This is a genomic window from Streptomyces sp. NPDC093260, from assembly GCF_040683715.1.
Taxonomy (GTDB): Bacteria; Actinomycetota; Actinomycetes; order Streptomycetales; family Streptomycetaceae; genus Streptomyces; species Streptomyces sennicomposti.
This window is the reverse complement of the sequence record NZ_JBFBEK010000036.1, coordinates 42217-63274: the sequence shown is the minus strand read 5'-3', so window position 1 is coordinate 63274 and position 21058 is coordinate 42217. Positions and strand designations below refer to the sequence as shown.

Here is a 21058-nt window from a genome sequence, read left to right as displayed (position 1 = left end):
TGGTGGGGCATAGGTCGGCGGTCTCTTGGGAGTAGTGGCGTGTCGTGTTGTCGCTGCCCGGGAGGTCGTGGATGCCGTCGGTTGTTGGACTGCTGGAACAGCACGAGCTCGCTGCTCGCCGTCGCGTCGACGGGCTGCGGGAGGAGGCCGACCGAATCCAGGCCGAGTTGGCCGCGGCCGAGCAGGAGTGGCAGGAGTGGGTGATCGCCCGCAGGCGAGTCGGTGACGTGCTGACTCCGGACACCGGCACCGCGGCCGTGGCGGTCGTCCAGGAAACGCGGGACACGGATGCGCAGGTGGTCGTCCGGGACGCGGCGAAGGCGAAGTCGCAGGTGCCCGTGTGGCGTGAAGGTCTGGCCTGGTCGGTGTTGTCGGCGGACTATCAGCGCATTCTGCAGGTGGCAGCCGACCGGGCCCGGCTCGGGCAGGGGCCGGTGACCTGCCAGGAGATGGCCGCCGCCTTCGGCATGGACGTGGTGCCGGCAAGGGTGGAGGCGCTCCGGTCGAAGGCGAAACGCCTGGTCGCGCGCGGCTGGCTGGCCGAGCCGGCCGCGGGCCGGTTCACGCCCGCCCGCGGTGTGGCCGGGCCAGGCGGCGGCTCATGACCATGGTCATCGACCAGTAGATGACCGCCTCGGCACTGGCGGTGCGGCGCTCGCAGTCGCGGGCCAGGCGGCGGCTGCGCATGAGATGGGCGAAAAGACGCTCGACGATCCACCGCTTGGGCAGCACCACGAAGCCGCGCATGTCATCGCTGCGTTTGACGATCACCAGCACCAGCGCGAAGGCGGCCAGGCAGTGCTCGACGAGGTTGCCGGTATAGCCGCCGTCGGCCCAGACGAGGGCGAGGCGGTGGTGCACGGCGGCCACCTGGGCCAGCAGGACCTGCGCGGCGGTGCGGTCGCCGACATCCGCAGCCGTGACCATCACACCCAGCAGCAGGCCGAGGGTATCGACCACGACGTGCCGCTTGCGCCCGTTGATCTGCTTGCCGCCGTCGTAGCCACGGCTGTCGGCGCCGACGACGGCGTCCGCCTTGATGGACTGCGAGTCGATCACCCCGGCCGTCGGCTCCGTATCCCTGCCCAGCTTCTCGCGAACCCTGGCGCGCAGCCGGTCGTGGAACTCGCTGACCAGGCCATGGTCGCGCCAGCGGCGGAAGAAGGCGTAAATCCGGTCCCACGGCGGGAAGTCGACCGGCATCGCCCGCCACTTGATTCCGTTGTCCACGAGATAGCGGATCGCGTCCAGCATCGCACGGGGGCAATACCCCTCCGGCCGGCCGCCCCGCCCGCGCATCCAGCCCGGCACCGGCAGCAGTGACCGGACCTCGGCCCACTCCGCGTCCGTCATGTCCGTCGGGTACCGGCGCTGCCGTTCGGGCTGGTCGGCCGCGTTGCCGTACACGTGCGCGAGGCAATCACAGGATGGAGCAGCCGAGTTGGACTGCCCTGCCATCGACACGGAAGACTGCGGCACCGGGGCCTCCTGCTGCTCTATGGATTCGACACCCACGAGCTGTTCAGGAGGCCCCGTCCTCATGCCCCGGCCACGGCCAGATCACCCGACCGGGAAACCGCGTTCGACCGCCACCGCTCAAGATCGAAAAGACAACACTCTCTAAGCCTTGTCCGCGATGACCTGGTCGGGTCGGCAGCGTGACCGGCCGAGGCTGCTGCGGGGAACGCGGATGCGTGCACAGACACTGTCATGGCGCTGGCCCGGCGTGACGAGGAGGGCCAGAGGACGGCCTTTGCCGTCGCAGGCGAGGTGGACCTTGGTAGTCAGTCCGCCTCGGGATCGGCCGAGGGCGTGATCGTCCGGTTCGTCCTGCCGATGCCTCCCCCTTTGCGGCCGGTGGCGGCGGCGTGCTGGTGGGCGCGGACGATGGTGGAGTCGATCTGGACCAGCCAGTCGATGTCCCCGGCGGCGTCCGCCCGGGCCTGGATCTGTTGCAGGGCCCGGGCGAACACGCCGTCGATCGCGTAGCGGCGGAAGCGGGTGTAGACCGTCTGCCAAGGCCCGTAGCGTTCGGGCAGGTCACGCCACGAGGTGCCGGTGCGGATCTTGTAGACCATCCCGTTGATGACCTGGCGGTCTGACACCCGGGGCCGGCCCGTTGCGGCCCGCGGTATCAGCGGAGCGAGTAACTCCCACTCCTGGTCAGTGAGTTTATGGCGGCGCATCATCCCACCATGATCCACCACCCGATGATCCTTGAAGACTCCCTGGCGCACGGTCTGGGGGTTCATGGCCCGTTGGGCAGCCGCCGGGATCATCGGCCAAATCCGCGACCATATAGCCGGCCGGATCCGCCGCGACATGGACAAAGGCCCCAGGGCGGTGGCCACCGTGATCGACTCGCAGAGCGTGAAGGCTGCGGAGACCGTCTCCAAAGCCACCCGCGGCTACGACGCGGGCAAGACGATCAACGGGCGCAAACGCCACCTGGTCGTCGATACACGCGGCCTTCCCCTCATGGTCATGGTCACCCCCGCCGACCTGCATGACGCCGCCGCGGCCAAGGAAGTCCTCTTCCGCCTGCGGCTGATGCACCCCGAGATCACGATCGTCTGGGCGGACTCCGCCTATGCCGGGAAGCTCGTCGACTGGGCGAAACAGCACCTCAACCTCACCATCAAGCCCGTCAGCCGCCCCAAGGACGCCTCCGGCTTCGTAGTGCTGCCCCGCCGCTGGGTCGTCGAACGCTCACTCGCCTGGATGATGCACGCCCGCCGCCACGCGAGGGACTACGAACGGCTCATCCAGCACTCCGAGACCTTGATCACCTGGGCCGCCATCACCCTCATGACCAGGCGCCTCGCACGGAAAGGGGCCACCCCCAGCTGGCCGAGGAAACCAGCGCCGACCGACGCCTGACGGCGCTACTACTCGGCGTCGGCGAGCGAAAGCTGGACGGTCCCGTCACCAAGGGGCTCGAAGACGGGGCGGTTCACGATTATTTGGGACCAAAACACCTGGGGCAGTCGCACACCCTACGGTTGGGGCTGCTGCGTATTTCCCCCACTTGAGGTCGGCGCTCCACCCTGGGGAGCGACCATCACCCGAACAAGTGCCGTCAGGACTTCGGCCCGCTGCTCAAGCGTGAGCCCTGCATCGGCGATGAGACGTTCAGCAGCGAGGTACCGAGAGAACTCCAAGGGCTGGTCGAAGTAGCCGCGTAGGTGCTTGGCCGCAGCCTCCTGTGACTTCACGAAGGTCCGACTGACGAATCCGGCGAGAGCCGCCGCGACTGCTCCCAGCCCACCAGCCACCACGCTTCCCGCCGTGGTGCTAGCCCGCAGGCCGATTACTACGAACAGGATCAACAATGCAAAGCCGATAATCATGGCGACCTGCGCGTTTCGGAACGACCGCCGTGCCTGCCCTGTCGCGATTGCGTGATACAGGTCGAGCCTTGAATGCGTCACAGTCCATAGCTCTGCCAGCGTCAAACGCGCAGCAGTGAGTTGGTGTGCCCAACCCTCGCCCGCACTGGCAACATCCGGCTCTTGACGGGCTACCTGCAGGGCCGCCTCGAAGTCCCGTTCTGCAGAGCGAACTCGTTCCCGACCCTCCGCGACGCTCTGAGAGTCAGCCATGTTGACGAAGACGACCATGACAATCAGGACCAACTCAACCACGCCGAGGATGGCTGCGGCCTGGCCTCGTGTGATACCCCACGCGGCTGGTAGATACCACAAGTTCACGGCGTAGATTCCGGCGAAAAGGGCAATGACGCCGATAAGGACAAGAGGGCGCCTCAGAGGGCTGCTGCGTAGCCTGCTCGCAAAATCAAGTCTCGACACGGAGAACAGCCTGCTAGCTACTGGTTCGTCGTGCCACAACTTCTGTTGAAGTGAGCCCCAATGCGCTCGACAATGCCAGGAGTCGCAGCCGACGCCCCTCCCGCCCGTTCGCCGCAGCCCTGGCAGTTCCTCTCGCCAGCCTGCTCGGCAACTCAGGCAATCCGCCAGCGTAAGATTCCGGGCTACTGAACTTGATTGGGTGATGTCGGATCCGTTCCCCTGACAGTGGTACCACCGTTCCGGTAGCCCTGGTCTGTGAGATACGCACAGGGTGGCGGGCTGACCGACGCCGGGAGGGCCGCGCGGGAGCGTCTTCGGTTGCAAGCCGTGGAACGCTTCGAGGGCGGGCAGAAGAATCGAGAGATCGCTGCCGCGCTGCGGGTCAGCGAGCGGTCGGTGGAGAGGTGGCGTCGCCAGTGGCGCGAGGGTGGTGAGGCCGGCGTCCTGTCGAAAGGATCCCCAGGCCGACCGAGGCTCAGTGATACGCAGATCGAGAAGCTGGAAAGGGAGTTGGAGCGAGGACCGCTCGTCCATGGCTGGACGGATCAGCGGTGGACTCTGGCTCGGATCAAGGCGCTGATCGGTCGCTTGTTTCACGTCTCGTACACGGTCGAGGGCACATGGCTGCTGCTCAAGCGGCATGGCTGGTCGTGGCAGCAGCCTGCCCGGAGGGCCATCGAGCGGGATGACACCTCGGTCGAAGTCTGGAAGAAGGAGACCTGGCCGTGGGTAAGAGCGTCGCGGCGGAGCGCGGGGCCTGGATTGTCTTTGAGGACGAGGCCGGGCAGTCGATGACTCCGCCGCGTGCCAGGACCTGGGGCCGTCGGGGCTGCACGCCGGTCGTGCGGGTGCGCGGCCGCGGTTCCGGGCGAGTGTCGATGGCGGGAATGACTTGCTACAAGGCTGGTGAGCGGGCCCGGCTGTTCTATGCGGTCCGGGAGTACACGGGGCGCAAGGGCCAGCCGAAGGGCTTCGGCTGGCGCGACTTCCGTGATCTGATCGTCCGGGCCCGCATTCAGTTGGGCGGGCCGATCGTGCTGGTCTGGGACAACGTCCGACTACACCTGCCGAAGCCCCTGCGCGAGTTCATCGACGCGAACGCCGAATGGCTCACCGTCATTCAGCTGCCCACCTACGCGCCCGACCTCAACCCAACCGAGGGCGTGTGGTCCCTGGTCAAGCGCGACATCGGCAACCTCGCCGCCGCCGGCCTCAGCCAAGTCACCCGCGCGGTCAAGCATCGGCTCAAGACGCTCCAGTATCGGCCGGACGTGATTGACGGCTGTCTCGCCGGCACCGGCTTGGCCCTGGCCACGTGACTCCGCCATGCCGGGTCCTGACTGTGTCGCTCCTCCAGTGATAGGAGACGATGCAGTCCGCATCAGCACACGAAAGTGAGCAGCTTCATGACCGAGCCCGCTCCGATGGACCTTATCCACCTGGCTGATCCGGACGGGAATCGCTGCATCGTCCGCGTCACTGGGCGGTTCCAGCCGGGCGTGCTAACCGGCCACGACATCCTGCACGCGGACGTACTCGCTTCCGCGAGTTTCGTCGACGCCCGGCTCGACCTTTACCTCTTCCAGCATGACCTGGACTCCTGGGAGCAGGAGCTGTCCAGCCTGGGACCAGGCCAGACAGCCAGCATCGGCGGAGACCGCGGCCTGAGCCTCGACATCCACGTACACGAAGACGGCTGGCTGTCGATCCAGGTCAGCGACCCGGACCGCCTTACGGCGGTCCTGGGGACCCGACCCCAGGGAGACTGGATCGCGGAGCACCGCGGGCGCCTGGAACAGGTCCGGCAGTCCTGGCCGCGCGAAGTCATCGAGACGGCCCCAGGAACCTACGAGTGGAGCCCCAATCGCAAGCGGTGACCACCTGATCCAGGCAGCCGACATCACGCTTTCAATCTCAGTAGCTGGTCAGGGCGGGTTGTCGTGGTTTCAGGTTCACTTGTTCGGCCGCCACCTGGTGGGCGTAGTGCTTCTCCTCGAACTCGATGGGGCTGAGGTAGCCGAGCCGCTTCTGGATGCGGCGGGGGTTATAGAAGCCGTCGATGTACTCGAAAAGCGCGAGGTTCGCCTCGGCCCTGGTCGCGAAGACGCGGCCGCGGATGCACTCGGTCTTGACCAGCATCCACAGGTTCTCCGCCAGGGCATTGTCGAAGGAGTCGCCGACCGAGCCCATGGACGCTTGGACCCCTGCTCTGACCAGGCGTGTTGTGAGCTTGATGGACGTGTATTGCGTGCCGTGATCGGCATGGTGGACGAGTTCGCCGGGGGCGACCTTTTGGCTGGCCAGCGCGTACTCGAGCGAGGTGAGGACCAGGTCGGCGTCCGCGTGTGCGGAGGTTTCCCAGGCCACGACTCTGCGGGAGAAGGCATCACGGATCGCCGACAGCCACAGTGGCCCCTCCAGGGTGGGGACCATGGTCAGGTCGGTGACCCACAGCCGGTTCGGTGCGGCTGCCGTGAAGTCACGTTGCACCAGGTCAGGGGCGAGGTCGGCATCCGGGTCGCGGCGGGTGAATCCCTTGCTCCTGCGGGGGCTGATCCCGGCCAGGCCGGCCTGGCGCATGAGCCGCTCCACCCGCTTGCGGCCGACATGAACGCCCTCGCGCTTCAGGACGGCATGGACCCTGGGCGATCCGTAGATCCCCCCGGAGTCCTGGTGGATCTGCCGGATCTGTCCGGTCAGCTCGGTGTCCCGACGGCGCCGTTCACAGGGTTCCTCCTCGGCCCGGCGCCAGCGGTAGCAGGTGGAGGAGGGGATGTGCAGTTCCCGGAGTACGGGCTCAACCCCCAGGTGCGGGTGCTCGTCGAGGAGCGCGGTCACCTGGGCCGGGTCTGGTCGAGCTGCGCGGCGAAAAAAGCCGAGGCTGTCCGCAGGACCTCGTTCGCCCGGCGTAGTTCCCGCACTTCCCACCGGAGCTGGGCGAGCTCCTCTTTCTCCTCGGTGGTGAGCAGGTCGTCGCGCTCGCCGGCGTCGGCCTCGGCCTGGCGGATCCAGTTACGCAGGGCCTCATGATGCACGCCGAGCTCCTCGGCCATGCGGCGGATCACAGGCTTCGGCTCGGCAGTCCGGTACATCCGGACCGCACGCTCACGCAACTCCAGCGGGTATTTCCTCGGGGCAGGCATCGTCCGGGCTCCTCTCGTGAGACCCATCTGACCCACTGTCACCTTTCCCCGCATCTCGGGGGAACCTCAGCGCGGCGGCGCATGGTCCTCCGGCCAGGCGGCCAGGCGGCGGTTGCCGCCGTGGGCGTTCTTGCCCAGGGCGAGGGTGCCGTGGCGGGCGGCGCAGGCGGTGATCTGGGCCAGGTGGTGTTCAAAGCTTTCGGGGGGATGCGGCCAGGACAGTCCCATGCTGGTGAGGGCGGCGATGCGGTCGGCCGGCAGGGCGTCTGCGGCGTAGAGAGAGCGTTGCTGGCCGATCCACTGGCCCAGGGCCAAGCCGTCGCTGGTGACGTGTTCCTACGCCGGCCTCGTCCCGACGACCAAGTTGTCGGGGACCTCGATCCACGGAGAACACGCACCCCGCGGCTGCAGGCGAGGTGGGCGGCGGTGGGGACGCTGGTGCCGTTGCCGACGGTGACCAGCAGCGTGGCGGCGGTCCTGACCGCGACCCCCGGGATCGAGGTCAGGACCGCGGAAAGAGGGTGTGCCTCCAGCAGCTGGCCGATCTGCGCTTTCCAGGGCTTGTCGCTGTTCGGGGACGGCCGCGAGCGAACGGGCCAAAGACGGGATCACGAGGTCAAGGGTGCCGGTGCCCGGGACCACGACGCTCTGCTCGTCGAGGGCGTCGAAGACCTCGTCGATCAGCCGGGCAGCCATGCGCGGAGCCTTGGGTCGGATCACCTCAACGAGGTTGCGGCGACCGGCCTGCGTCCTGACCCAGGGCGCTCCCCGGTGCTGGGCTGGCGTTGGCCGACCGCCCAGGCGCGGGCACAGCGCCGTAGCGAGCGCCGGGGAGCCGACAGGCTTGTGCCGCCGGTCGCGCACCTCGACCGGTTCGCCGCTGGCTCGGTGAAGTACGAGAAGTGCCGTTCGTCGGACGGGCGTCCGGCGAGCACCGAGAGCAGCAGTCGGCGCAAGGGCGTGTGTTCGCCGGCCGGGAGCACTTGCAGGTTGTCCGCCTCACCCAGCGGGTCCAGGAAGGCGAAGAGTTCCGCGGGCCGCTCGTCGAGGTGCCGTGGCCTCCAGGAGCACGGGGTCGGCGATCGACACGGCCGTGCCCGTGCCCGGCAGTTGGAAGCGTACGACGGGTCCGTGGGCGTCGTGCAGGCGCGGTTGGTAGCGGTGCAGCCCGCCCGCGGCGGCGACGGCGATCAGCCCGCCGTCCTCCTGGTGTCCGGGGCCGGGGATGCGGATGAGGGCGGCGCCTCCAGTCGTCGGGCGGCTCGGTCAGCCGAACAGGCGGGAGCCGAGCGGGTGTCGCCGGTCGAAGCCGGGGAGGATCAGGAACGTCGCGCTGGCGGTCGTGGTGGTGAACCGCAGCAGCGCGTCGGAGGTGTCCATGTGGGTGAGGGTCGCGGTGAAGGTCCGCAGGTCGTTCTGGAAGCTGATGAAGAGCAGGCCGGGGGCGGGCTCGTCGATGCTGTAGGAGCGGCGGAGCATGAGGCCGGTGCCGACCACGGTGGGGTTCGCCCGGCGGACGTGGGCGTCCACGGGGACGAGGTAGCGTCCGTCGGGTGTCTTGGCGCCGAGGTCCGGGACGGAGCCGACGGTACCGCCGGAGAGCGGGGCGCCGCCGGTCCGGCGCCGCCCGAAGACCGCTTCCTGCTCGGCGACGGACAGGGCGGCGAACCGGGGCAGGTCGAGTTCCATGCGCCGGAGTACGGCGAGGGTGCCGCCGGCCACCGAGGGGGGCCCGGACAGCCACAGGTCGCGTCGTTGTTCGGCGGCCGTGTGCGGTCCCACGATGCCGTCGATGAAGCCGAGCGGGTTTCGTGGCGCGGTGAGGCCGTTGCCGATGGGCACGTTCACACCGCGGAGCGCGGACTGCCGCCAGCGTTCGCGGACGCGGTCCCCGGCCTGATCCAGGAGCGCGGCGGCGACGACCGGGGGGAGCAGCGCGTCGCTGGCGCAGATCTGTAGCAGCAGGTCACCGCCGCGGGCCCGCGAGGCGATCCGCTCGCGCGAGAAGCGCGGGAGGTCGGTCGCGCCGGGCAGCGAGGCATCGGCCGCGCGCACCAGCCGGGGGCCCACACCGACGGTCACGGTGAGGTCGCCCGGCGGCAGGCCCAGCAGCCGCCGGTCGTCGCCCGCGACGAGTGCGCCGATGGTCCGGCCGAGTTCGGCCAGGAGCGGACCGGCGGTCACAGTGGCACGGAGGTCGGCCACCACGGCCAGCAGGTTGCGCTGGGCCGGCTGGGGAACCGTGATGCCCGCCTGGTGCCGGCCGGTCACCGGCACCGGCCTCGGGGTGGCAGCAGCGGCCGGGCCGGGCCGGCCCGGCCGGGCGGAGTCCGAGGCGCAGCCGGTGATCAGACCGGCGGCCACCATGGCGCCGGTGACTTCGAGGAACGCGCGGCGCGACGGGTGGCGAACGGCTCGGTGCATGGTGTGCAGGGTGCCACACCGGGTTCCCGCGTGCCGGTCAACCTATCGTTTCTGGCGTGGAATTGGGCGTCGTGCCAGACTGGGGATCATGCCTCGATTAGCTCTTCGCGTGATGGCGGCGGTAGTGACCACGCTGACCCTGGTGGCCGGCTGCGGCGGCGACGGCGGATCGGGCGAAGGCCTGCGGCCGAGCGGCGCGCGGGTGACGATCCGCGTGCCCGGCGACGCACCGACGATCTCGGCCGCGGTGTCCCTGGCCCGGCCCGGTGATCTGGTGCTGGTCGCTCCCGGCGTGTACCACGAATCGGTGCGGATCAGGACATCCCGCATCACCCTCCGCGGCGAGTCCCGGGACAAGGTCGTCATCGACGGGCGGTTGCGGCAGCCGAACGGTGTCGTCGTCGCGGCGCCCGGGGTGGCCGTGCAGAACCTGACGGTGCGGAACAACACGCAGAACGGGGTGCTGGTCACGGGTTCGGCGGCGGCCGCCGCAGGGCTGCCGGGGCAGAGCGGCGGCTACGACACGGGCGACGAGCCCGTGACCTTCCTGAAGTCGTTCCTGGTCTCGTACGTGACCGCGACCCGCAACGGGCTGTACGGCATCTACGCGTTCTCCGCGCAGAACGGTGTCATCGAGCACTCGTACGCGTCGGGCGGGGCCGACTCGGGGATCTACGTCGGGCAGTGCAAGCCGTGTCACATCTTGGTGCGGGACAACGTCGCCGAACTCAACGCGGTCGGTTACGAGGGCACCAACGCGAGCGGCGACATGTACGTGCTCGGCAACCGCCTCGTCGGCAACCGGGTCGGCCTGACCACCAACTCCGACCACCAGGAGAAGTTGCTCCCGCAGCGTGGGGCCGTCATCGCGGGCAACCTGATCGCCGCCAACCAGCAGACGGCCACCCCGGAGCAGGCCGACGGCGGGTGGGGCACCGGCATCGGTGTCGACGGCGGCAGCGCCAACCGGTTCCTCCGCAACCGGGTCGCCGACAACGGCAACGCCGGGCTGGTGATCACCGCGACCGCGGACCTGCCGCCACTCGACAACCAGATCGTGGAGAACACGTTCACCGGCAACGGCGTCGACGTCGGCTGGACGTTCCCCACCGCCACACGCGGTCGGGGCAACTGCCTACGCGGCAACAAGCTGCGCAGCACCGTGCCCGCCCGGCTCGCGACCACCGCGTCCTGCCCGCCGCCGGCCGGGGCGGCTTCGCCGGGCGGCCGGTGGACGGCGCCGAAGGCGCCCGGTGGCATCCCGTTCACCGAGGTCGCGGCGCCCGCGCCACAGCCTCAGTTCCCCCACGCCGGTACGACGGGCGCCACCGTCGTACCGGCCGTCCCCGCCATGCCGGACACGGCGGACATCCCGCTGCCGTCGGCGTCCCTGCTCGCCGCGGGCGCGCGGGTGCGGACGTCGTGAACGACGGTCATGATGACGGGGTCGGGTTCGAGGTCGGAGTGATTCCGGGTACCGCCTCGACCGGGACGTACGTCTGGGTGTCGAAGTCGATGAACACCGGCTGCGGCGCGGAACGCACGTCGACGCGGACCCGGTACATGGTGCCGTCCGAGCCGATCCAGTAGCGCACGCTGCCGGCCGTACCGGCGCGGTCACGGGAGGACGGCCCGGTCATGACGTCCACCCGGTGCCCGCGCACCCGGTCCGACCCCACCCAGGCGGCGCCGTTCTGCGGCAGCAGTTCGGCGTTGTCCGGCCGGTCGGCGCCGAGGTTGAGCGCGATGGCCAGCGAGCTGTCCAATGAGCTGCCGGACGACCGCAGCGAACGGCTGTACCAGCCCGAGCGGGGCGGCGACGCAGGGGCGTGCGCCGGGACGTTCGCCATCGGGTGGACCGACACCGAGGTGGCCGTCCACGCGATCAGCCCGTCGCTGGACGTGTCGCGCCCGGTGCCGCGCACCACGCCGTAACCGAGCCTGCCCCGGTAGTCGACGGACGCGGTGACGGTCAGCCCGCCGGCGGTGCCGGGCACGGTGAGGGTGACCGCGCGCCCCCGCGCCTCGTAGTTGCGGAACCGGGTGAGTGCCAGCCGGTTGGCCTCGTCGGACGTCAGTGCGCGCGGTCCGTCGGAGCCGGAGTCGGCGCCGCCGAACAGGAACGCGGTCACCGCGACGGCCGTGACGCCGACGACGGTCGCCACCCAGCGTGGTCGCGGCCATCGGCGCCGGTCAGCCGGACGGTCCGGTGGAGCTTGCCGAATTCTCCTGCTCCGCACGCGGTTCGAGGCTGCCACTTCCCCGCTTCACCCTCTCCGTCACCGCGACTCCCGGCCCAGACCTGATCTGCCTGCCCGCGCCGTACGGGCCACGGGCAGGCAGATCACTGTCATCCGGTTCGTCGTGTTCGTACCGCTGGTTCGGTTCGTGCCGGTGTTCAGTGTTGCTGGACGCGGCGCTTACGGCTCAGGTACGCGAGGGCCAGGCCCACGCCCACCAGCAGCGCCACGAGGCCGATCATCCCTGGCAGCCCGGTCATACCGGTGTTCGCCATGGAACCGCCCCCACCACCCGGGGCCGGGCCCGCGGGCGGCGCGGGAGGCGGCGTGGCCCCCGGCGGCGAGGACGGCACCGGCGTCGGGCTCGAGGACGGCGTCGAACTCGGTGTCGAGCTCGGAGTCGGCGTCGGTGTCGGCGACTCCTTCGGGATGTACACCCCGGCGTCGATCGTGTGGTCGACCCCGCCCGGCTTGGCGGGCGCCGTGACGGGCGCGGAGCCGTTGCACAGCTCCCCGGTGGTCGGCGGCGTCACATTGGAGTCGTGCGCACGGTCGGCACCGGCGCGCGGGAGCGTGAACCGCAGCGCGCTCGCCGGGGGCTGCCCGGGTACCTGGCTGGTGTCCGCGGTGCACACGTCGAACTGCACCGTGTACTTCGCGCCCGGCGTGAGCTCGTACGCGGCGCCGACACCGCCGAAGTAGTACTCGCCGGCCTCGTTGGTCGTGGTCGTGGCGACCTGCTTGCCGTCCGCGTCCAGCAGGTTGATCGTCGCCCCCGGCAGCAGCACGTGCCCCGGGTCCTGGATGCCGTTGTGGTCGCCGTCGAACCACACGACGTTACCGATCTGGATCGGCGCGTTCGCCGCCGCGTACGCGATGTCACCGAGTCCGCCGGCCTTGCCGAATCCGCCTTGTTCCCGGCTGACGAACTGGAACCCGTTGGCGGTGGGGTTGTTGCCCGGGCCCTGACCGGTCGTGATGTCGTGGTAGCCGGTCCCCGAGGTCGCGACGTTCACGACCGGGTCGAACTCCGTGCTGACGACCCACTGCTGCTGCGGGATGTAGGCCACCGAGCCGAGCGCGGTCTCCTGGTGCGCGTTGGCGTAGAAGTCGCCCGGGAAGTACTCGACGACGTCGGCTGGCTCGCCGCCGTTGTTGGCGGGGGTGGCGTGGTTGGGGCAGCTCCCGGTGCCTTCCCACTGGTACTCACCGGAGGGAGTGGCGCAGACCATGGTGATGTCACCACCGGACATGCCGTTCTCCGCCGTGCCGTTGCCCGGGCGGGGGTCCAGCCCTCCCCAGCTGACCGCGTCCATGAACCGGTCGCGGAAACCGAGAATGATGGAGCCGTCGCGGCCGAAGGCGAGGGAGCTCAACTCCGGCTGCGGGTCGATGAAGACGTTGCCCGACTTCCGGTCGTCCCACGTGTCCAGGCCGGTGTTCCACGGGTTCCAGTGGGTGGCCTTGTCACCGGCGCCGAAGACGGTGCCGCGTTCGAAGTCGAGCGCGTGGCTCAGCACCGTGGTGAACCGCTTGCCGTCGTAGGTGGAGACGACGGCCTTCAGGTCCGCGCGCTGCTGGGTGCTCTCCGCGCTGCACACGCCGCCGACGTACAGCTTGTTGTCGTGGAACTGGAGGCCGAACGGCCGCCAGTCCTCAGGGCTCGCGCACCCCGGGTCCGGGATCGGGACCGTCGACTTCGGCCCCGAGGCGCTGGCACCAGTCGCGTCGAAGCTCACCAGGCTGCGGGTCCGCAGGTTCACCGCGTACAGCGTGGAGCCGTCCTCGGACAGGGTCAGGCCGCCGATGCTCTCCTTGCCCGGCGCGTCGGTGAACCCGGCGTCCTTGACCAGGTTGGCCGTGTCGTGCCGCGTCACCGTGGCGTCCGGCACCCGCGCGAACAGCTTGGGCGCACCCGAGCCGTTGACCGGCACCGTGTAGATCGCGCCCCCGCCCTGCGGCCCGTACGGGGCGTACCGGCGGGCGAACGCGCTCTGGAACAGGCGGGTCCGGTCCGTGTCGTACGCCAGTCCGAACGTCGTGCCCACCTGGTCCTGCGTGGCCAGCGTGGCCGGGCACGCCACATCGGTGGGACAGGTGCCCCGGGTCTTCGTCCCGAACGCCACCAGGGCGCGGGTGTCGGTCCCGTTGGCGCCGTTGTGGACCGGTACGAAGTACCGGGTGTCCGGCAGCGTGTAGTCGGCCGGGTTCCACACCGCCGTCACCACGGAGGCGTCCTTGCCCTCCGACACGTCCACGAACGACGTGAAGCTGTCGAAGTGGTTCTCCGCCGTCGACGCGGGCGCCGCCCGCAGATAGCCGCTGTACGGTGCCGGGATGCTGACGTCGACGCGGTAGTGGCCGCCGCTGAGCTGCGCCGACTGCGACACCATGACCTTGCCAGTGGTGTCCGTGACGCCGGTGACCTCGTGCCCGGCGGGGTCGGTGACCCGCACCTTCATGCCCCGCTGCGGCACGTCCATCGTCGTGTTGATCACGCCGGTGCCGAAGAAGTCGCGCAGCACCTCGACCGTCAGCGTGCCGTCGGCGGCCGAAGCGGCGGCCTGCCCGGCCGAGGCCCCCACGGCGCCGCCCGCCACTAAGAGGCCGGACACCCCTATGCGCGCCAGCGGCTCCACGAGCCTTCTGGCCGGCCGGCGCGAATCTCTGCCGACTCGGTTCATGGCATCACACTCCACACTTCTCTGGTCGTGAGAACGAAGCCCCCGATTCCCGCTGCACGTCTTCTTCCTGGCTCAGCGGCGAACACCGGCCGCGCACGCCACGGAAAAGAAAAAGGGCCCACTGCTGTCGCACGGGCCGCTTTGCGATGGTCCTTCGAAAGTGTCGTGGACGAGGTGTAAACACAGCATGCCGGTGCAGGCGAACGCGCGTTCAGAACCCCGGGCAGGACCGCTCCGTGCCGTGTTTTCCCGCAGCTCAATCACGGTATGCCCGCCCCCACCGCCGACCTCGCCGACCGCCATCGCGAGCAGCGCGCGACATCCTATCCGCTGGGATCTCGCCGTCACCACCGGAACCTGTGACATCCCTCGGAATTCGTGACGGTCTCCGAGCGCCCCGGAAATGGCGCCCGGAAGAATGTGCGAAAAAGCGTCGTGGCGGCCGGTCGTGCCCGGCTCAGACGCGTACGGCGGCCCAGGCCGGCGGGTACTTGATGCGGACCATGGCACAGGTGACGGAGACACCCGCCCCTTGGGCCACGAGGAGCACGTGGTCCCCGGCGCCCACTCCCCGGTCTCGACGGAGTGGTTGAGGCCCGCGATCTGGTCATTGACCGTCATGTGCCCAACGGCAGAGCAGCGCGGTTGCCGGACCAGGTGGCCTGGCCGTGGCCGGCGACGCCGACATCCACGCCGAGAACGGGTCGATCGCCGCCGGGGTGATCCATGGAGGGGCACGCGTCGACAACCCTTCGACGCCGGATCCGTCCCAGGGCTGAACGGACCGGCCACCACAAGCCCACCCGCCACCCGGCCTTCGTTCGAGGTCCTGGCACCGGGAGGTGGTCTGTCCGCGTATGCCCGCGACGGTAGCGTCGCGGTCGGCTACATAGCCTGCGGCGGGCAGATCACCCACTACGCCGCCCCGCGACCGCTGGTGCGCGGCCGGCACCAAGTGGGGGTGCTGCCCCGGCAGGCCGACTGCTTCCAGAACCGTGCGGCCGCCACGGCACTGGAGCAGGCCGTGGCCGAGGGCGGCACGGTGGTGCTGGGCCAGGTACTGGCCGGGATGGGCGGGGTCGGCAAGACACAACTCGCCGCCCACCACAGCCGCCAGGCATGGGACAAGGGCGAGGTGGACTTGTTGGTGTGGGTCACGGCGGCCAGCCGCACCGCGGTCGTCTCCGCCTACGCCCAGGCCGCCGCCGATCTCCTCGGCGTCGACCCGGCCGATCCGGAGCGTGCCGCGTCGGCGTTCCTGGCCTGGCTGCAGCCCAAACCCGGCAGCGACCAGCGGCGTTGGCTCGTCGTGCTGGACGACCTCGCCGACCCCGCCGACCTGCACCACCTGTGGCCTCCCACCAGCCCGTACGGTCGCACGCTGGTCACCACCCGCCGCCGGGAAGCCGCACTCACCGGCCGCAACCAGCGCCTGGTGCCCGTGGGCCTGTTCACCGAAGACGAAGCGCTGGCCTACCTGACCGCCACGCTCGCCTCCCGCAGCCGCACCGAAACCGCACACGAACTCGCCGCCCTCGCCACCGGCCTCGGCCACCTCCCCCTGGCCCTCTCGCAGGCCGCCGCGTACCTCATCAACGAAGACCTCGACTGCGCCGCCTACCGCACCCTGCTGGCCGACCACGCGCTGACCCTCACCGAGCTGCTCCCCGACCCGTCGGGGCTCCTGGACGACCAGACCGCCACCGCGGCCGCCGTCTGGGACCTGTCCCTCAAACGCGCCGACCAACTGCCCCCACACGGTCTGGCCCGCCCCATGCTGCAGCTCACCGCATGCCTCGACCCCAACGGCATCCCCGACACCGTTCTGACCAGCCCGCCCGCCCTGGCCCACCTCACCGAACACCGCACCGGCACTACTGAACCGACCACGATGGTCACTTCCCGGGACGCCGTACGGGCGCTCCGCACCCTGCACCGCTTCAGCCTCATCGACCACAACACGGCAAGCCATCACCAGGCCGTCCGCGTTCACCAGATCATCCAGCGCGCAGTCCGTGACGCCCTCACACAGCAGCAACGCGACCGGCTTGCCCTCACCGCCGCCGACGCCCTCACCAGCGTCTGGCCCGACATCGAACGCGACACCGCCCTCGCCCAGACCCTGCGCGCCAACACCGACGCCCTGGCCCGGCACTCCGAAGACGCCCTGTACCAGAGCGAGGACGCGCGCCCGGTTCTCTTTCGGACCGGTCAAAGCCTCGGCGAGAGCGGCCAGGTAGCAGCCGCACTGCACCACTTCCAGTACTTGACCGGTGCCGCCGGCACCCGGCTGGGCCCTGACCACCGCGATGCCCTCGCCGCCCGCAACAGCCATGCCCGCTGGCGGGGGGAATCAGGAGATGCGGCCGGCGCCGCCGCAGCCTACGCCGAACTGCTCGCGGACTCCCTGCGAATCCTGGGCCCCGACCACCTCAACACCCTCGCCGCCCGGAGCAACCTCGCCCACTGGCGGGGGAAGGCGGGTGAGGGTGCGGCCGGCACCGCCACGGCCTTCGCCGAGCTCCTTCCAGACCAGCAGCGGGTGCTGGGCCCCGACCACCCCAACATCCTCACCACCCGGAGCAACCTCGCCCACTGGCGGGGGAAGGCGAGTGGTGATGCGGCCGGCGCCGCCGCAGCCTACGCCGAACTGCTCGCAGACTCACTACGAATCCTGGGCCCCGACCACCCCAACACCCTCGCCACCCGCCACAACCTCGCCCACTGGCAGGGGGAGGCGGGAGATGCGGCCGGCGCCGCCGCGGCCTACGCCGAACTGCTCGCAGACTTCCTACGGGTGCTGGGCCCCGACCACCCCGACACCCTCACCACGTCCCGCAACCTTGCTTGGTGGCGGGGGAAAACGGGGATCCGGTCGGCGTCACCACGGCCTTAGCCGAACTCCTCCACCGCCCGCGAGCCGACGCGTTGGCCAGTCCCGCCGCGTGGCGGGCAGCGCGCGCCTGACGGTCGATCCCCGCGCCCGGGCACACATCATCCAAGGAGATGGCCAGGAGTATCCCGCCGCCCCGACAGGTCAAGCATCAGCATCCTCACCCCTCCGGTCATCTAGGTCGGAAACCGACCTACAGGTCCCTTAGCGTCCTCCTTGCCCAGCGGAACACAAACCACGGAAGGCAGCGACCATGAGCGAGACCGTGACTGTCCACGAACTGGCCGCCCACGACGCGGCCCTTGAGCCGACCGCCACTGGCGAGCGCGCCGACTTGCTGGAGACCCTGGCCAAGCATCGGCACTTCCTGCGCTTCACCACCCGTGACCTCACCGACGAGCAGGCCGGACGCCGGACGACCGCCAGCCAACTGTGCCTGGGCGGCCTGATCAAACATGTCACCGCGGTCGAACGGGCCTGGGCGCGGTTCATCCTGGACGGCCCGTCGGCGATGCCCGACTTCACCACCATGACCGAGGCCGACTGGGCCCGACGAGCCGACGAGTTCCGGATGCTGCCCGGCGAGACGCTGACCGGCGTGCTCGCCGACTACGCCGAGGTAGCCCGCCGAACCGACGAACTGGTCGCCACCCTCCCCGACCTGGACGCCACACAACCACTACCGAAGTCCCCGTGGTCCCAGCCGGGCGCGCGATGGTCGGCCCGCCGGGTACTGATGCACATCATCACCGAGACCGCCCAGCACGCCGGCCACGCCGACATCATCCGCGAGTCCCTGGACGGCGCCAAGACCATGGGTTAGCTTCCGCTCGTCCACTGGGGTTGGCCTGTCTGAGGTGATGCCGTCGGCGGTGTTTCCGGGCTGGTGGGCACGGTGGAGGCCCGGCGCGTGATCGGGTGCACGACCGGGAAGATCAGCGCCGGACCCTGAGTCGCGTGAAGACAGTGAGGTCTTTCAGCGCTGCCGCTCCAGAGTGAGGACGGCCGCGGAGATTGACGACACTCGATTCGGGCTGCACCGGGATCGGCGGAAGATGCGTCAGGACTTCAAGCGCGCGACGCCTCGCTCGACCGGTGCCCGTGCCGCGGACAGCGCGCGCTTGACGCTTTGCCGGGTCGGCGTGAGGTCACGGCCCGGCGGGCGTCTGAGGGGTGTCGTCACCCAGGGGCCGGCTCCCATGTAGGCGCGGTCGGCAAGGATGGGAACGCCCTGGCGTTCGCAGATCCGGAGGATCCGGTGAGTGCGGGCCGCAGTGAGATCCTGCGCGCGACCGGGCAGCGTCGGCGAGATCCGCAGCAGCCGCCCGGCCGGGTCGGTCACCACCTGCACGTTCACCCCGTGCCGTCGGTGTTCGTGGGAGAAGTCGGCCCGGCTGTCGCCGACCCGGTCGCACTCCGCCAGGGTGCCGTCGAGCAGGACGTAGTCCGGTTCCGCCTCGCGCAGGGCGCGCAGCAGGCCGGGTGGACGTCGGCGAGCAGGTCGACGACGGCTGTCGTGTAGGCGTGGGCGGTGCCGACGGAGATGCCGGACCCGACAGCAAGCTGGGCGAGGGTGTCGTGCCGGCGCAGGTATACCAGGCCGACCAGGGCACGCTGGCGCGGTGGGAACTCGCAGCGGCGGTGACCCTCACGGGTGACGATGAGCATGGTCACCCACTCGACCAGGGCGTGGGGCAGGTCGAGTGCGGCAGAATAAGGAACCAGCACCTGTACCTGCGGGTTGAGACTTCGGACACCTTCCCCAACGGCGTGGGAGCCAGCCAGCTCGACCAATTCGGCGCCGCCGACCTCGGCACCCGGGTCGAGGAACTCACGGCCGAGAACCAGCGCCTGCGAACTGAGCGCGACGCCGCGCCGGCCGAGGCCGCGGAACTGACCCGACACCTCAACGAGGGCCAGGACGATCTCGCTGGTGCCCGAGAGGGCCTGCGCCGCATGATCCGGACCGAGAGCTCGGCCAACGGCGGCCAGTGATGGACAGTGGGGCGGGTGCAGGTCGTGCCCATCGCTGTCGCGCCGCCTTGCCCGCGCGGAGTTACCAGGCGACGACCCCGTTGTCGTCGAAGAAGCCGCCCCGGGGGCCGTCGTCGGGCAGGGTGGCGAGCCGAAGGGCGATCGCAGCGCCCTGCTCAGCTGTTCGGTCCCCGGCGAATCCGGTGAAGTCCGTTGCCACGTAACCGGGGCATGCCAGGTTGACAATGATGTTCGTGTCAGCGAATCGGCGGGCGTACTGGGCTGTGACGCTGTTGAGCATCGACTTGGAAGGTGCGTAAGCGGCCATGACCGGGCCGGTCTGCAGCGTCAGAGAGCCCATGGTGCTGGACATGTTGACGATCCGGGGCGAGGCCGCTCGGCTGAGCAGCGGGAGCATCACGTTCGTCACCCGGACAACCCCGAGCACGTTCGTTTCCAGGACTGTGCGCAAGACGTCGAGGTCGAGCGTAGTGGGGTCCTGCGCCCCGTCCGCGAACTGCCCGGAGATTCCTGCATTGTTTACGAGGACGTCAAGTCGCCCAGCTTCCTTCTCGATGCTCACCGCCGCTGCAGCGACACTGGCGTCGGAGGTGACATCGAGGGCGACTCCGAACGCGTCTGTGCCGGCGGCACGCAACCGCTCCACGGCCTCTTCGCGTCGAGCGTCATCACGCGCCCCCACTGCGACGGTGAAGCCAAGAGCTCCGAGACCCTGAGCGATGGCGAAGCCGATTCCCTTATTCGCGCCGGTGACCAACGCTGTCTTGGTGTTATTCACGCTGCTCATGCTCCGCGCACAGCGGCCGTTTCGTCCAATATCGATCCAGTACACTGTGATACCCAGCAGGTATCACATGGTGGATAGGGCACGTGCATGGACGACCTGGAAACCCGTGAGTTGCGGTACTTCGTCGCGGTCGCCGAGGAGCTGCACTTCGGGCGCGCGGCCGAGCGGCTCGGGATCGCGCAGCCACCGCTGTCGCGCGCCATCCGCCAGCTGGAGCACCGGCTCGGGGTCCAGCTCCTGTCACGGAACCGACGAGTGGTGGCCCTCACAGACGCCGGCGGTGTGCTGCTGCGCGAATCACGCGTAGCCCTCGATGCGGTTACGGCTGCCGCGCGCCGGACCCGGCGGGCAGGGAATGAACAGCAGGCACTGGTACTGGTGACGAAGGCCGGTGCATCACACGAACTGCTTCAACGCCTGCTCGCCTTGTCGGCAGCCGACACCCACACGGCACCGGTCGACGTCGTCCTGTGCGAGGTCGGCGAGCAGGCGCGGTTCCTGCGCAGCGGGCGCGCGGACGTGGCCCTCATGCACCGTCCGGTCGACGACCTGGCCGGCTTCGATACCGCAGACCTCTACACCGAAGGCCAAGTCGCACTCCTCCCCTCGGGGCACCCCCTCGCCGCGCGACCTCAGCTCACCCTCGAAGACGTCAGCAACGTTCCGGATCTTCCCATCGCCCGATGGCCCCGGCTCGACGGCTCCTACCCCGACGGTCCCGGGCCAGAGGTGCACACCCAGTCACAACTTGCCCAGCTCGTCGCGCTGGGCAAGACCCTGCTCGTCATCCCCGCCTCCAGTCGCGCCTGGCAGTGGCCCGACCATGTCGCGGTCCCCGTCGTCGATGCCCCGGTCATCACGACCGTGCTCGCATGGCCAGCTGGCCACCACTCGTCGGCCATCGCCGCACTGGTCCGAGCCGCAGCCCGAATTCGCAACACGCCCTGAGTCGCGTCCACGCCGTGACCCTCCACGCCAAACGGCTCCGGAGCGGCCAGTCAGTGCCTTACGTGCCTGCATCCTCATCGGGGGAGCTGTGGACGAGGAGATCGACGGACGACTCTCACCAGAGGCCTACCAGAC

At 69.7% G+C, this 21058-nt stretch carries 18 protein-coding genes and 4 pseudogenes; 9 read left to right on the top strand and 13 right to left on the bottom strand.

All coding sequences use genetic code 11. From position 1 onward, the window contains the following. The first annotated feature begins 71 nt into the window (after positions 1 to 71). Positions 72 to 605, top strand: coding sequence for a hypothetical protein (locus tag AB0N63_RS32135; RefSeq protein ID WP_365534696.1), 534 nt, complete (start codon positions 72 to 74; stop codon positions 603 to 605). On the opposite strand, the gene AB0N63_RS32130 is transcribed toward AB0N63_RS32135, so the two are convergent. Together AB0N63_RS32130 and AB0N63_RS32125 are read right to left on the bottom strand one after the other, a co-directional pair. Continuing rightward, positions 562 to 1353, bottom strand: coding sequence for an IS5 family transposase (locus tag AB0N63_RS32130; protein ID WP_365534694.1), 792 nt, complete (start codon positions 1351 to 1353; stop codon positions 562 to 564). The two genes, AB0N63_RS32135 and AB0N63_RS32130, sit on opposite strands and share 44 nt — an antisense overlap. Positions 1354 to 1784: 431 nt before the next feature. Beyond that, on the bottom strand, positions 1785 to 2186 hold the full coding sequence (locus AB0N63_RS32125) for an IS5 family transposase (RefSeq protein ID WP_365534691.1): 402 nt from the start codon (positions 2184 to 2186) through the stop codon (positions 1785 to 1787). Positions 2187 to 2226: 40 nt separating this feature from the next. Here AB0N63_RS32125 and AB0N63_RS32120 point away from each other — a divergent pair. Continuing rightward, positions 2227 to 2823 (top strand): annotated as a pseudogene (locus AB0N63_RS32120) (IS5 family transposase); the annotation flags it as partial. Between the two features lie 173 nt (positions 2824 to 2996). Here AB0N63_RS32120 and AB0N63_RS32115 read toward each other — a convergent pair. Further along, positions 2997 to 3710, bottom strand: a complete 714-nt coding sequence (locus AB0N63_RS32115) for a hypothetical protein (RefSeq protein ID WP_365534638.1) — start codon at positions 3708 to 3710, stop codon at positions 2997 to 2999. A 354-nt stretch (positions 3711 to 4064) separates the two neighbouring features. Here AB0N63_RS32115 and AB0N63_RS32110 point away from each other — a divergent pair, with 354 nt between their 5' ends. The 3 genes from AB0N63_RS32110 to AB0N63_RS32100 all read left to right on the top strand — a co-directional run bounded on the left by AB0N63_RS32110 (position 4065) and on the right by AB0N63_RS32100 (position 5686). Next, the gene (locus AB0N63_RS32110) at positions 4065 to 4604 is read left to right on the top strand and encodes a winged helix-turn-helix domain-containing protein (protein WP_365534636.1); all 540 of its coding nucleotides are present in this window, start codon (positions 4065 to 4067) and stop codon (positions 4602 to 4604) included. Next, entirely contained in the window at positions 4601 to 5128 is a 528-nt protein-coding gene (locus AB0N63_RS32105) for a transposase (protein WP_365534688.1), read from the top strand. The genes AB0N63_RS32110 and AB0N63_RS32105 overlap by 4 nt, the downstream gene beginning before the upstream one ends. A gap of 75 nt (positions 5129 to 5203) precedes the next feature. Further along, positions 5204 to 5686, top strand: a complete 483-nt coding sequence (locus AB0N63_RS32100) for a DUF5959 family protein (protein WP_365534633.1) — start codon at positions 5204 to 5206, stop codon at positions 5684 to 5686. 37 nt (positions 5687 to 5723) lie between these two features. Here the strand turns inward: AB0N63_RS32100 and AB0N63_RS32095 are convergent, their stop codons facing one another. The 6 genes and pseudogenes from AB0N63_RS32095 to AB0N63_RS32070 all read right to left on the bottom strand — a co-directional run bounded on the left by AB0N63_RS32095 (position 5724) and on the right by AB0N63_RS32070 (position 9376). Continuing rightward, positions 5724 to 6647: an IS3 family transposase gene (locus AB0N63_RS32095; RefSeq protein ID WP_365534631.1), complete on the bottom strand. Its 924-nt coding sequence runs from the start codon at positions 6645 to 6647 to the stop codon at positions 5724 to 5726. Next, a complete protein-coding gene (locus AB0N63_RS32090; protein WP_365534629.1) occupies positions 6644 to 6952 on the bottom strand; it encodes a transposase in 309 nt (102 codons plus the stop codon). Before AB0N63_RS32090 ends, AB0N63_RS32095 begins: the two co-directional genes overlap by 4 nt. A 66-nt stretch (positions 6953 to 7018) precedes the next feature. Next, positions 7019 to 7267, bottom strand: a complete 249-nt coding sequence (locus AB0N63_RS32085) for a helicase associated domain-containing protein (RefSeq protein ID WP_365534627.1) — start codon at positions 7265 to 7267, stop codon at positions 7019 to 7021. A gap of 95 nt (positions 7268 to 7362) precedes the next feature. After that, a pseudogene (locus AB0N63_RS32080) lies at positions 7363 to 7699 on the bottom strand (transposase); the annotation flags it as partial. Between the two features lie 140 nt (positions 7700 to 7839). Beyond that, positions 7840 to 8185, bottom strand: a pseudogene (locus tag AB0N63_RS32075) (cytochrome P450); the annotation flags it as partial. A gap of 33 nt (positions 8186 to 8218) precedes the next feature. Beyond that, positions 8219 to 9376: a Dyp-type peroxidase gene (locus AB0N63_RS32070; RefSeq protein ID WP_365534624.1), complete on the bottom strand. Its 1158-nt coding sequence runs from the start codon at positions 9374 to 9376 to the stop codon at positions 8219 to 8221. An 88-nt stretch (positions 9377 to 9464) separates the two neighbouring features. Here AB0N63_RS32070 and AB0N63_RS32065 point away from each other — a divergent pair, with 88 nt between their 5' ends. Continuing rightward, on the top strand, positions 9465 to 10802 hold the full coding sequence (locus AB0N63_RS32065; RefSeq protein ID WP_365534622.1) for a right-handed parallel beta-helix repeat-containing protein: 1338 nt from the start codon (positions 9465 to 9467) through the stop codon (positions 10800 to 10802). Positions 10803 to 10809: 7 nt separating this feature from the next. Here the strand turns inward: AB0N63_RS32065 and AB0N63_RS32060 are convergent, their stop codons facing one another. Then, positions 10810 to 11508 carry a hypothetical protein gene (locus AB0N63_RS32060; RefSeq protein ID WP_365534685.1) on the bottom strand — a complete coding sequence of 233 codons (699 nt, stop codon included), beginning with the start codon at positions 11506 to 11508 and terminating at the stop codon, positions 10810 to 10812. Positions 11509 to 11774: 266 nt separating this feature from the next. Beyond that, positions 11775 to 14201 carry an SdrD B-like domain-containing protein gene (locus AB0N63_RS32055; RefSeq protein ID WP_365534683.1) on the bottom strand — a complete coding sequence of 809 codons (2427 nt, stop codon included), beginning with the start codon at positions 14199 to 14201 and terminating at the stop codon, positions 11775 to 11777. Positions 14202 to 15261: 1060 nt separating this feature from the next. On the opposite strand from AB0N63_RS32055, the gene AB0N63_RS32050 reads away from it, so the two are divergent. Together AB0N63_RS32050 and AB0N63_RS32045 are read left to right on the top strand one after the other, a co-directional pair. Continuing rightward, positions 15262 to 17196, top strand: a complete 1935-nt coding sequence (locus tag AB0N63_RS32050; RefSeq protein ID WP_365534619.1) for an NB-ARC domain-containing protein — start codon at positions 15262 to 15264, stop codon at positions 17194 to 17196. A 250-nt stretch (positions 17197 to 17446) separates the two neighbouring features. Further along, complete coding sequence (locus AB0N63_RS32045) at positions 17447 to 18016, top strand: DinB family protein (RefSeq protein WP_365534617.1); 570 nt, start codon at positions 17447 to 17449, stop codon at positions 18014 to 18016. Between the two features lie 153 nt (positions 18017 to 18169). On the opposite strand, the pseudogene AB0N63_RS32040 reads toward AB0N63_RS32045, so the two are convergent. Together AB0N63_RS32040 and AB0N63_RS32035 are read right to left on the bottom strand one after the other, a co-directional pair. Further along, positions 18170 to 18918, bottom strand: a pseudogene (locus tag AB0N63_RS32040) (transposase family protein). 331 nt (positions 18919 to 19249) lie between these two features. Next, positions 19250 to 19975: an SDR family oxidoreductase gene (locus AB0N63_RS32035; protein ID WP_365534615.1), complete on the bottom strand. Its 726-nt coding sequence runs from the start codon at positions 19973 to 19975 to the stop codon at positions 19250 to 19252. A gap of 87 nt (positions 19976 to 20062) precedes the next feature. Between AB0N63_RS32035 and AB0N63_RS32030 the strand changes: the two genes are divergently transcribed. Beyond that, a complete protein-coding gene (locus AB0N63_RS32030; protein ID WP_365534612.1) occupies positions 20063 to 20923 on the top strand; it encodes a LysR family transcriptional regulator in 861 nt (286 codons plus the stop codon). Positions 20924 to 21058: the final 135 nt, after the last annotated feature.